Origin of the sequence: uncultured Agrobacterium sp. (genome assembly GCF_913777885.1) — a bacterium.
Taxonomy (GTDB): Bacteria; Pseudomonadota; Alphaproteobacteria; order Rhizobiales; family Rhizobiaceae; genus Agrobacterium.
Genome location: NZ_CAJYTV010000017.1, coordinates 89,774 through 101,550, shown reverse-complemented (window position 1 = coordinate 101,550; position 11,777 = coordinate 89,774). Strand labels below are relative to the sequence as shown.

The window sequence follows — 11,777 nt, the reverse complement described above, 5'->3', positions numbered from 1 at the left end:
TTCTGGACCCTGAGTGAAATGCTGAGGCTAGTATTTAACCCTTAACTGTTTCGGAGTTCTCATCGAGAGTGAAACAATGTGGCAAGCTTTATTTCGTGCTGATCCTGAACCTTTGCTGAACCACCGCGGACCAGCGCACGGTAGCGAGAAACAATCTTATCGCCCGACATGGTGAAATCGGGGCATTCGGATTTCACTATATAATATCAATAGTTTCTCGAGAACGAATTGGCGTCTAGGGGAGCATGACCCCGGAACCAGACATTTCGCAAAATTCCCCCGCGAAAACGCCGCTGCCTTTCCCCGATATCTCCCCATATCCGCTTGGCATTCTTCTTCCTGACGTGATGTGATCAGAAGGTTTTGAATGTTTCAAGGCATTTTCAGTTCCATGCCATCTGTTTGATTGCCGCGCAAGAACACAAATCCAGGCCAATAACAGCACGCCCTTATCAAGACGGTCCACTCTTGCTATTCATGATCGATGAAGAATGCGCCGGCCAGCAACCGCTGCGGCAAAGAGACGGAACAGCAAAGCATGACACTCCATCCGGTGACCATTTCCTCGTCGTCCAACGTCATGGAAGAGGTGGTTGAAATCCGCCGCCATCTGCATCGCAATCCGGAGATCGGCCTATCCGAATTCAAGACGTCCGATTTCGTCGCAGAGCGCCTGACTAAAATGGGCTACAAGGTAACGCGAGGCCTCGCAGGCACCGGCGTGGTCGCCACCTTGCGCAATGGCACAAGCAATCGCAGCGTCGGCATCCGCGCCGACATCGATGCCCTGCCGATCCACGAGGAAACCGGCGCAGACTATGCCAGCGAGACACCAGGCATGATGCATGCCTGCGGCCATGACGGCCACACCGCCATGCTGCTGGGCGCGGCGAAGATCATTGCTGAGCGGCGCAATTTCGACGGTACGATCCATCTGATCTTCCAGCCGGCAGAAGAAAATTTCGGCGGCGCGCGCATCATGATCGAAGACGGCCTGTTCGACCGCTTTCCCTGCGACGCAGTCTTTGCCCTGCATAATGATCCAAGCCAGCCTTTCGGCCATTTTGTTTTGCGTGACGGCCCGGTGATGGCGGCAGTGGACGAATGCAAGATCACCGTCAACGGCTATGGCGGCCATGGGGCAGAGCCGCAAAGCGCCTCCGACCCGATCGTTGCCGGTGCCAGCATCATCATGGCGCTGCAAACAGTGGTTTCGCGCAACATCCACCCGCTGATGCCAGCCGTGGTCACCGTCGGCGCATTCCACGGAGGCAAGGCCAGCAACGTGATCCCGGAGACAGCGGAAATGCTGCTGACCATCCGCTCCTTCGACTCTGAAGCCCGCGATGAGTTGGAAAAGCGCATTCGCATGATCGCCGAAGGTCAGGCCGCAAGCTACGGCATGAGCGTGACGCTGGAGTATGAGCGCGGTTACAGCCCGACCGTCAATCACAAGGCGGAAACGGACTATGTACGGGCGCTCGCCACGCGCTTTGCCGGGGCCGACAAGGTGCTGGAGATGGAGCGCCCGACCATGGGAGCGGAAGACTTTGCCTATATGCTGGAGAAGCGCCCCGGCTCGTATTTCTTCCTCGGCACCAAGCGCACCGACAACGACCCGCCGCTGCACCATCCGAAGTTCGACTTCAACGACGATATCATTCCGATCGGAACCGCCTTCTGGGTGGAGCTTGCGGAAGATTTTTTGAAAGCTGACTGAAGCTACTCAGTGGCGGGCGTTCTGAAGCGGCGAACGTAATCGGTGCTGTAGAGCGCGCTTTCGCGAAAATCGGACGATGCGAGACCTCTGCCTACAAAGATCATCGCGGTGCGCTCCACCGGCTCTTCCGCAAGAAGGGATTCTATAACGGACAGCGTACCGCGAATAACACGCTCTTCCGGCCAAGAGGCACGCACGACGATGGCCACCGGGCAATCCGCGCCGTAAAGCGGCGTCAGCTCCTCGACCACCTGCCCGATGGCATGAATGGCGAGATGGATGGCAAGTGTCGCGCCTGTCGCGCCGAAGGCCTTGAGGTTTTCGCTCTCCGGCATTTTGGACGCGCGACCGGAAACACGCGTGAGCACCAGGCTTTGCGCCACTTCCGGCACCGTCAGTTCCCGCTTCAAGGTGGCGGCGGCAGCGGCAAAGGACGGCACACCAGGCGTCACGGTGTAATCGAGCCCGAGCCGTTCCAGACGGCGGATCTGCTCGCCCATGGCGCTCCAGACGGAAAGATCGCCGGAATGCAGCCGTGCTAGATCCTTGCCGTCCTTCGCAGCCGCAACGAACTCGGCCTCGATCTCGTCTAGCGACAGGGCTGCAGTATCGACGATACGTGCGCCTGCCGGGCAATAATCCAGCAGCGCCTTCGGCACCAGCGAACCGGCATAGAGGCAGACGGGAGAAGCGGCGATCAGATCGCGACCGCGCAGCGTAATGAGATCTGCGGCACCGGGGCCAGCGCCGATGAAATGAACCGTCATGTCTTGTCTCCAGGCGTGGCAAAGGCCACGGTAATATCGCCGACGATCATGCGCGGCGCGATCAGTTTCGACGCTTCGCCAAGCGCTGCAAGTGCGGCTGCCTCGCTGACGCTTGGCGAACCGGCATATTTTGAGCTCAGTTCTGACCGGGTCAATGCGCGGTTCGCAGCGGCCTCGAAATCGGCCTGCGCCACCACGACGAAGGCCATGCCGAGCCGTGTTGCTGCTTCCAGCAAGGCGGGCTCATCCGCCTTGATCGGTGCCGTCGCAATAAAGTCGAACGCTACGCCGAACTTGGCAGAGGCCTGCGCGAGCGCGGCCAGGACCGCCTCCGGGCTGACACCCTTGCGGCACCCGATCCCCGCCACGATCACGGCATGTCCTTCGGTTTGACCCAGGACCATTGCGTGACCGGCATGGCGGCACGCCAGCCCTGCATCTGCCCGACCGGGGATGCGCGTGCAACCTCAAGCCGGATCAGGGAGCCGCCAAGCCGCGCCTGTGCCGAGAGCAGCATGGCCTCCATTTCCAGCGTCACGGCATTGGCGACAAGCCTTCCGGCCGGCTTCAAGGCGCTGATTGCGCCCTCCAGAACCCCAGCCTCGCTGCCGCCGCCGCCGATGAATATGGCATCCGGCGTCGGCAAGCCTTCAAAGGCTTCGGGTGCGGTGCCAATCACCACGTCGAGACCCGGCACGCCGAAGGCTTGCGCATTGCGCATGGCGCGTTCTGCCCGCTCGGCATTCTGGTCAATACCGATAGCCCTGAGCGATGGGTGAGAGAGCATCCACTCGATGCCGATCGAGCCGGAACCTGCGCCTATATCCCACAGCAGCTCACCATGGCGAGGTGCGAGTGACGACAGCGTGACGGCGCGGATTTCACGCTTGGTCATCTGCCCATCATGCTCGAAAAGCGCGTCGTCCAAACCGCTGGCAAAAGGCAGTATCCGCGCAGCCTCATCGGCAACGACCTCGATAGCAACCACATTGAGCGGGTCTATATCAGCAAAGTCAAAGTCCTTTGCCGTCGTCGCGCGGGGATTTTCGCGGGGACCGCCAAGCGCTTCCAGCAAGTGGAAAATTGACCGGCCAAAACCGGTCTCCTTCAGAAGAGCGGCAATCAGTGCCGGGGCGCTGGCATCGGAAGTGAGCGCGATGATCTTCGCACCGGAATGAAGATATGGGCGGATCAGATCGATGGAGCGCCCATGCAGGGAAATGCATTCGGTGTTCTGCAACGCCCAGCCGAGCCGCGAGGCGGCAAGCGAAATAGCCGACGGGGCTGGATAGGTGATCACTTCACCCGCATCGATGTGTCTCAGCAATGACACCCCGACGCCATGGAAAAACGGATCGCCGGAAGCCAGCACACAGACCTTTCTGCCCCTGAGCGCCACGACATCCGTCATGGCGACATCGAAGGGGACAGGCCAGGGGCGGGGCTCGCCTTTGATCGCACCAGAGACCAATCCGAGATGGCGCTTGCCACCGAAGACGACCTCGGCAATTTCGATGGCCTGGATGGCATTTGCCGGCAAACCGGCAAGACCATCCTCGCCGAGACCGACGATGGAAAGCCAAGGCACAAGTTTTTCGCTGGCGGCAGAGGATATTCCGTCATATTCAACGGCCATGACACGCTCCATCCTCATTCTCGGCGGCACGGCGGATGCCCGTCTTCTGGCCGGAAAGATTGCCGACGAATCCGGCTACCGGATTTTGCTGTCCATGGCGGGCCGTACCAAGGAACCGGTGAAGCAACCCGTGCCGGTTCGCGTTGGCGGCTTTGGCGGCGCAGATGGACTGAAGACCTTCCTCACCGAGGGAGGCTTCGATCTGCTGGTGGATGCGACCCACCCTTACGCGGCGCGGATTTCCGCCAATGCTGTCGAGGCGGCTAGGCTGACCGGCATCCCTCTGGTCTCGCTGTCGCGCCCGGCCTGGGTCGAAGAAGAGGGCGACCTGTGGCAGCGGGTTGGCAGCGTGGAGGAGGCGGTGATCGCCCTGGGGAGCCTCCACCGAAACGCCTTTCTGGCGCTTGGTCGGCAAGAGCTTTTGCCCTTTGAAACCGCACCCCAGCACAGCTATCTGATCCGCAGCGTCGATCCCGTGGAGCCGCCACTTGCCGTGCCGAATGCGCGCTACATGACGGCCCGAGGACCCTTTGCGCTTGCAGACGAAATCGCCATGTTGAAGGGAAACTATATCGACGTCATCGTTTCGAAGAACTCCGGCGGCGCAGCGGCCTATGCGAAAATCGAAGCCGCGCGCGCCCTTAGCATTCCGGTCATCATGATCGACAGGCCACCCCGCCTGCAACCCAATGCCATAGGCATGGAAGTGCTGGATATCGAGACTGCGCTGACCGCCATCCGCCATCAGCTTTCCCTTCTGGAAAAACGCGGCGAATAGACCAGAGATGGCTGGTCCTGACGGTCGATACTGCGTGTCTCGACCGACCCGACAATGATGCAGGTCGCCATATCCGCCATATCGCTCGACGCTTCCGATAGGGGCACGACGCGCATACGCTCATCGGCGCGCCCGGCAGCGCGGCCGAAAATCACCGGCACCGAGCCCGGCAGGTGCGCCCGCAGCACATCGAAGGCCGTTGCCAGTTGATGCGGTCTTGCCTTGCTGACGGGATTGTAGAAGGCCATGACGAAACCGGCATCAGCTGCGGCCACCAACCGCTTTTCGATCAGCGACCATGGTTTGAGATTGTCGGAGAGCGAAATGGCGCAGAAATCGTGACCGAGCGGTGCGCCTGCCCGTGCCGCGACAGCGAGCATGGCCGTCACCCCCGGCACAACCGAAAAGTCGATACCGCGCCACGCGGCAGGACCGTTCTCAATCGCCTCGCAGACCGCAGCCGCCATGGCGAAGACGCCTGGATCGCCGCCTGAGACGACGCAGACCTTTCCGCCAGAAGCGGCCAATGTCAGCGCGGCCTCGGCGCGGGAAATCTCCTCGCGATTGTCCGATGCGTGACGCCGCTGATCCGGACGCAGCGACAGCCGGTCGAGATAGGGAATGTAGCCGAAGAAATCCTCCGCCGCATCCACCGCAGCCAGCGCCTCCGGCGTGATCTGCGAAAGGCTTCCCGGCCCCAGACCAACGACCGTCAAACGTCCGGTGGAGGACGAGCTCATGCAGGCTCTCCCGCCGGGCGATCCTTCCAGCCGGGCACGAGAACCAGAGAGAAATAGGGAGCGGGTGACTCGTCGCGCTCGATCAGGCGCATGGCATGTCCATTGGCCATGGTGCCGCGTTCGACATAGAGCGCGCCTTCCAGCTTACCTGCCTTTTCCAGCGCGCGGCGGATTTTCGGCAGGTTGCGACCGACCTTCATGATGACAGCGCCATCTGTACCCGAGAGCCGCTCGAAAAGCGCATCCTCATTCAACGTACCCGGCAGGACGCTCAAGATATCGTCGCCCTGCACCAGCGGCAGTCCGGTCATCGACCAGCAGCCGGACATGGCCGTGATCCCCGCCACCACCTCCGCCGGATAATTCGGCGCAAGTCGAAGATGCAGATGCATATAGGAGCCGTAGAAGAGCGGATCGCCCTCAGAGAGCACGGCCACGGTGCGTCCGGCATCCAGATGAACGGCGATATCGCGTGCCGACTGATCGAAAAAGGCAGCGATCGCGCCGCGATAGTCGTCACCGTTCTTGTCGCTTTCGACCGTGACCGGATAGACAAGCGGCATTTCCAGCGTACCGGGCCGGATAAAGCTTTCGACGATGCCGCGGCCATTGCCCTTGCTGCCGCGCTTGCAGAAAAAGGCAATCACATCCGCAGTCTCGATGGCGCGCACGGCCTTCAGCGTCAGAAGATCGGGATCACCCGGACCGGTCCCGACGCCGATGACCTTGCCCTTCAGCGCCTTTTCCGGTGCGGGATCGTAAAGTGCGGCACTCATAGGCCAGCCCTCGCAACGGCATTGACGGCGGCAGCCGTCATGGCGGAGCCGCCCATGCGGCCTTTGACGATAGCATAAGGAATGCCGAGGGTGCTGTCTTCCAGCGCATCCTTCGATTCCATTGCCCCTACAAAGCCCACCGGCATGCCGATGATCGCCGCAGGCCGCGGGGCGCCTCTTTCCAGCATTTCCAGGAGATAGAACAACGCCGTCGGCGCATTGCCGATGGCAACCAAAGCGCCGTCGAGATGATCGGCCCAGAGATCGAGTGCGGCGGCTGAACGGGTATTGCCGATGGTCTTTGCCAGCTCAGGTGTATGCGGATCGCGCAGCGTGCAGATGACGGCGTTGCCGGCCGCTAGACGCGCCCGTGTGACGCCATGCGCTACCATTTCCGCATCGCAGAGAATGGGCTTTCCAGCAGCTAGGGAGCCGCGTGCGGCTGACACGAAATCCGCAGAAAAGCGGAAATGCCGGGCCGCCTCGACCTGCCCGCAGGCATGGATCATGCGAATGGCAATATCCGCCTGTTCGGGCGTGAAGGCGGTAAGATCCGCTTCCTCACGGATGATGGCAAAGGAGCGCTCATAGATCGCATCGCCATTGCGGATATAGTCGTAAGTCGTCATGTCTCGTCCTGTCGGAGCGCCGCAATAACCCTGTCCTTGCCCAATCGGACAAACAGGCTGCGGGCATTTTCTCCGGGCTTATGTTCTTTTTCATAGAGGCGGGCAAGCCGGGAAAGCCCGGCCTGCGCTTGAGAGCCAGCCAAAACCGCGTCCGAGGGCGCCGAAACCTTGGCCTTATAGCCAAAGGAGAGGCCGCTCGCTGTGCCGGAAAAGGCAAGAAGGGCGGGCGCTGGATGGGCGCACCCCTTGCCGCAACCGGAGAGGTGCAGCGTTAAGGAGCCATCCAGCATATCGCGACACTCTTTGGCGGCAAACGCGGCCAGCGATTGAACCGGGATGAAAGCCGATGCGCAGGCAGGCGCACCGGCACAAACGGCGATGGAAGAGCGCGTATCGCCATCGCTGACGACGAAGCCGGCACTCTCGGCGTAATCGAGAAGGGAGTGACATGCGTCGTTTTCGCCCACCGCATAGAACCCATGCTGCGGTCCGGGCCTGATGGATTGGACACCGATATCACGCGCCTTCCTGCAAAGGGCAGACAGGGCATCCGAGGTGATGTGCCCGAATGCGGGCGCGATGACGGCAGCAGAGAGATTATCGTTCAAGGGCCAAAGCCTGCGCTGGTCTGCGCGCTTTTTCGTATCCGCATGTCTGGTTGAGGTCAGGGCAGTGGGCGGGACAGGCGAAAGACGATCCCCACACACCGCATGCACCGTCGCCCTATCCAAATCACGGCCCCGCACATCCGGCCCCCGTTCGGCGAGGTGGACGAGAAGATCGATGACGCAATCGGCAGCATCATGAGTTTGGACTGCCCCGGCGAGCAGCGCCTTGTCTTCCGTACCACCCAGCATCAGATGCCAGACAATGCCAACCTCATGCTGGATAGCCTTCAGCCGAATATCGGCAAGCAACCCACCCATCGAAACCATACCATCGCCATCGACGATCACCGACATCTTGGCCGCGAGCTTGGCATCAAGACCGAGTGCTGCGGCCCTTTTACTGATCCGATCGAGGATCGGCGCGGCATTGGCGACCTCGCTGCCGTCGATCCCAGCAATCGGCGACATTTCCACCGCAAGGCCTTGGCGCAAAGGAAGGTCCAGTGCGAGCACATCGCGCTCCAGCAGAACAGCGCTTTCGGCGGTCAGCCCACGAAACTGAAGGCTGCCGCGCGCGGTGACATCGAGAAGGCCGTTACCGTGACGGTGTGCGAGAGCGGAAAGGGAATCGAGAGCAGGTGGCGCAAGACCATCAGTGAAAGCCACGCGCGACAACAGACCGTCGCCGGTCTGCATCGGTGCGGACAGGGCAGGGCAGGCGCCACGGCGGGAAAAGGGCTGCACAGAAGGAAGCGGGTTCAAGCCGAAACCCTCGCCGATGGTGCCACCGATGACCGTGGTGCGATCAGCATCTCCAGTTCCGCATCCACCGCATTGCGGCGGCTGTGCCAGAGGTTGCGGTGGCGCGCGGAGAGGAAGCGCTCGGCCATCAACTCCGCTGCTTTCGGGTTCTCCCGCAGGATGAAATCGCGCACCTCCTCATTGCCGAAATAGGCATCATAGACCGCTTCGATCAGCGATGAGGAAACGGCTTGCGTGGTTTCGGCAAAACCGATCAACCGGTCGACGGTCTCGGCAAATTCGGCGGCACCACGCGGGCCGTGGCGCAGCTGCCCGGCAATAAAGCGCGGATTGATCGCGCGGGCGCGCACGACCCGGATAATCGCCTGCGCAATAGATCTGGCACGCGGGCGGGCGGGATCGGTCGTGTCGAGCGCCACCACATCCGCCGCTTGCCCAAGCTTGGCCTTGGCAGCGGCAAAGCCGCCGATGAAGGCGACATCCGACGAGCCATCCAGCAGATCGCGCCCCGGATCATCACCGGTATGAACTAGAAGCTCGGCGCGTCCGACCTGGCGCGCAAACCCCGGATCAACAACGATCTCCAGCCCATCGGGCCCGCCAAAGGCGTGGCTTGCGGCATCCAGATAGGCTTGGCCCAGCGCCTCGCGCTCGTCCCAGTCCCCACGCGCAATCGCGTCTTCGATACCCGCGCCATAGGTGCCAGGGGCCGACCCGAAGATGCGTGCCGGCACATGACCAAGAGAGGCTGTCTCCTCAGCGAGCGGATTGTCGCCTGGGGACTCTTCCCGCGCCGCAATCGCCCTTGCCGCCGCATCGAGAAGCGCGATGAGAGCCGGAAACATATCGCGAAATAGGCCGGAAATGCGGAAGGTCACATCCACACGCGGGCGCCCGAGCGCTGCGGGCGGCAGAACCTCGATGCCGTTCACCCGGCCGGTCGCCTGATCGTAGATCGGACGCGCGCCCATCAGATGCAGCGCCTGTCCGACATCTTCGCCGCCATTGCGCAAAGACGCAGAGCCCCAGAGATCGAAGACCAGATGGCGCGGCCAGTCGCCATGGCTTTGCAAATAGTGGCGCAGCACCTCTTCGCCTGCGGCCTTGCCCAGCTCGAAGGCGGTCGGCGTTGGCATGGTGCGCGGGTCGGCAGCGTAAAGATTGCGCCCTGTCGGCAGCACGTCCAGCCGTCCTCGGGCTGGCGCGCCGGAAGGACCGGGCAAAATGTGGTGGCCGTCCAGGGCGGCGAGCAGCGCTGCCTTCTCGCGGATCGCACTCTCGCGCCTCAGAGAATCCGGCTCATCATCCGCGCAGCGCCCAAAGACATGCTGGCCGTCCTTAATGGCGAAATCCTTCAGATCGCACAAAAACGCATCGATCCGCGTCAGCGCCAAATCCGCATCCTCCTCCACACCGATACCGGCATCGGCGGCAAGCCCCGTCTCGAAGGCCTTTTCGACAATCAGCTTGGCCAGACGATCGCGGCGGCGGCGATCGAGCCCATCGGCCTGGGCATATTCATCGACCAGCTGTTCGAGTGCAGCCTGCTCCTGTGAAAGACCGGCGGACACCAGAACGGGCGGAACGTGCCCGATGGTAAGGGCGGCAATGCGCCGTTTGGCAACGGCAGCCTCACCCGGATTGGAAACGATGAAGGGATAGATGACCGGCAGCGATCCGGTGACGATCTCCGGGAAACAGGCTTCCGACAATGCGACCGTTTTCCCGGGCAGCCATTCCAGCGTGCCATGCGCGCCGACATGGATGATGGCATGGGCGTCGAAATCCTGCTGCATCCACGCGCCGAAGGCGGCCAGCGCATGACGCGGCGGCAAGGCCGGATCGTGATAATCCACCCGCCTGTCCGCCTGCCGTCCACGATCCGGAGCAAGCGCGACGATGACGGAGCCAAAACGGGCGGCACGGAAGCGGAATGACCCATCGATAACGGCCTCGTCGTCAGCCGCGTCACCCCAGGCGGATGCGATAGAGGTGCAGGCGGCAAGCGGGAGACCGTCCAGAAAGTGCTGGTAGCAAGATATCGGAAGACTGGCGCTCTCCGCCTCGATTCTATCCAGCAACGCTCTTGCCGTTTCCGGAATATCGCCAACCGCATAGCCCGCATCACGTAGGTCGCGCAGCATCTCCAAAACACTTTGCGGCACATCGAGACCGACTGCATATCCGATGCGACCGGGTGCAGCACCCGGATAGTCCGGCATGAGGATAACGAGACGCCTCTCCGCCACCGGCGTCTGCGTCAACCACAGATGGGCAGCGATTCGGTCTGCGACCTGGGCCACACGATCCGGCTCTGGCGCATTGAGCAGTCCTTGGCGCCCTGAAGGATCGGATTGCTTGAAGGAGATGGCACCGGCCAGAATCCGGCCATCCAGTTCCGGCAGGACCACATGCATGGCAAGATCCGACGGGTTTAGGCCGCGCATGTTATCGGCCCAGGCATCGCGCCGCGTGGTTGCCATGATGACCTGGAACACCGGCACACCAAGCCGGTCGAACAGGCTTTTGCCATGCTCATCTGTCTGGCTGGCAAAGGCCGTTGCCGCGATGATGGCCACAGGCTTCAGCGGCGCCAGCGTGTCTTCCAGAAACCGTATCGCCTCACCATCCTTCAAGCCACTGACGAAAATCGGCAGGGGGGCAAAGCCGCGGTGCTTCAGGGCCTCAAACAGCGCATCGATGGGCGCGGCATCGGCTGCCAGAAGCATGGAACGGTAAAAGAGAATGGGCAGCTTTGGAGCTTCTGGCGGAAAAGCGGAGAGCGCTTGAGCAAGATCGACCACGCCAAGGTCTGGGATATAGAAGCCGGATTTCGGCAGCGGCTCCGGCTCGACATCCGGCCAGACGCCTTCCTTGGCAAAAGCGGTGAGGCCTTCGCAAAGACGACGCATGTTCTGCTGCCCGCCTTGCCGGAAGAAGGAGAGGACGGAGCCAAGCTGGCCCTGATCGACCGTCGATTGCGCTTCGAGCTTTTCATCGCGCTCGCTGCATTCGCCTGGCAGAAGCACGAGCTTGATGCCGCGCCGGCGCGCCATCATTGCCAGCTGATCAACGCCGTAGCGCCAGCGATCCGCGCCACCCAGAATCCGGATAAGGATCAGCTTGGCATGCTCCGCAGTCTTTTCGATCCAGAGATCGACCGACATGGGATGGCGAAGCTCGGACAGATTGGCGACGCTGAGTGAGACGCCGGAGCCCTCCGGCCATGCCCGCTGCAAACCGGCAAGGTCGCTTGAGGAGAACGACAACACCACCACATCCGCCTGCGGCTGGTTGAGATCAACCGGCTCGATCAGGTCGTCCAGAGACGATGATGTGGTGGCGAGGATATGCATGACGC

At 61.8% G+C, this 11,777-nt stretch carries 10 protein-coding genes; 2 read left to right on the top strand and 8 right to left on the bottom strand.

The features are described 5' to 3' along the window. The first annotated feature begins 538 nt into the window (after positions 1 to 538). The gene (locus QZ869_RS15680; protein WP_296105833.1) at positions 539 to 1,720 is read left to right on the top strand and encodes a M20 aminoacylase family protein; all 1,182 of its coding nucleotides are present in this window, start codon (positions 539 to 541) and stop codon (positions 1,718 to 1,720) included. Between the two features lie 2 nt (positions 1,721 to 1,722). On the opposite strand, the gene cobM is transcribed toward QZ869_RS15680, so the two are convergent. From cobM to cbiE, 3 genes are read right to left on the bottom strand one after another with little or no spacing between them, the layout of a single operon-like run. Beyond that, positions 1,723 to 2,487 carry a precorrin-4 C(11)-methyltransferase gene (gene cobM / locus QZ869_RS15675; protein WP_296105831.1) on the bottom strand — a complete coding sequence of 255 codons (765 nt, stop codon included), beginning with the start codon at positions 2,485 to 2,487 and terminating at the stop codon, positions 1,723 to 1,725. Then, the gene (locus QZ869_RS15670; RefSeq protein WP_367115335.1) at positions 2,484 to 2,861 is read right to left on the bottom strand and encodes a cobalamin biosynthesis protein; all 378 of its coding nucleotides are present in this window, start codon (positions 2,859 to 2,861) and stop codon (positions 2,484 to 2,486) included. The genes cobM and QZ869_RS15670 overlap by 4 nt, the downstream gene beginning before the upstream one ends. Beyond that, positions 2,858 to 4,123, bottom strand: coding sequence for a precorrin-6y C5,15-methyltransferase (decarboxylating) subunit CbiE (cbiE, locus tag QZ869_RS15665; protein WP_296105829.1), 1,266 nt, complete (start codon positions 4,121 to 4,123; stop codon positions 2,858 to 2,860). The genes QZ869_RS15670 and cbiE overlap by 4 nt, the downstream gene beginning before the upstream one ends. Between cbiE and QZ869_RS15660 the strand changes: the two genes are divergently transcribed. Then, positions 4,122 to 4,901, top strand: a complete 780-nt coding sequence (locus tag QZ869_RS15660) for a cobalt-precorrin-6A reductase (RefSeq protein ID WP_296105827.1) — start codon at positions 4,122 to 4,124, stop codon at positions 4,899 to 4,901. The genes cbiE and QZ869_RS15660 overlap by 2 nt on opposite strands. Here QZ869_RS15660 and QZ869_RS15655 read toward each other — a convergent pair. The 5 genes from QZ869_RS15655 to cobN are packed head-to-tail and all read right to left on the bottom strand — an operon-like array spanning position 4,868 to position 11,772. After that, on the bottom strand, positions 4,868 to 5,641 hold the full coding sequence (locus tag QZ869_RS15655; RefSeq protein WP_296105825.1) for a precorrin-3B C(17)-methyltransferase: 774 nt from the start codon (positions 5,639 to 5,641) through the stop codon (positions 4,868 to 4,870). The genes QZ869_RS15660 and QZ869_RS15655 overlap by 34 nt on opposite strands. After that, the gene (locus tag QZ869_RS15650) at positions 5,638 to 6,417 is read right to left on the bottom strand and encodes a precorrin-2 C(20)-methyltransferase (RefSeq protein ID WP_296034934.1); all 780 of its coding nucleotides are present in this window, start codon (positions 6,415 to 6,417) and stop codon (positions 5,638 to 5,640) included. The genes QZ869_RS15655 and QZ869_RS15650 overlap by 4 nt, the downstream gene beginning before the upstream one ends. Continuing rightward, positions 6,414 to 7,046 (bottom strand): precorrin-8X methylmutase, encoded by a 633-nt coding sequence (locus QZ869_RS15645; protein WP_296105823.1) that lies wholly within the window; start codon positions 7,044 to 7,046, stop codon positions 6,414 to 6,416. The genes QZ869_RS15650 and QZ869_RS15645 overlap by 4 nt, the downstream gene beginning before the upstream one ends. Further along, a complete protein-coding gene (gene cobG / locus QZ869_RS15640; protein ID WP_296105820.1) occupies positions 7,043 to 8,416 on the bottom strand; it encodes a precorrin-3B synthase in 1,374 nt (457 codons plus the stop codon). The genes QZ869_RS15645 and cobG overlap by 4 nt, the downstream gene beginning before the upstream one ends. Then, positions 8,413 to 11,772: a cobaltochelatase subunit CobN gene (gene cobN, locus QZ869_RS15635; RefSeq protein WP_296105818.1), complete on the bottom strand. Its 3,360-nt coding sequence runs from the start codon at positions 11,770 to 11,772 to the stop codon at positions 8,413 to 8,415. The genes cobG and cobN overlap by 4 nt, the downstream gene beginning before the upstream one ends. Between the last annotated feature and the right edge of the window lie 5 nt (positions 11,773 to 11,777).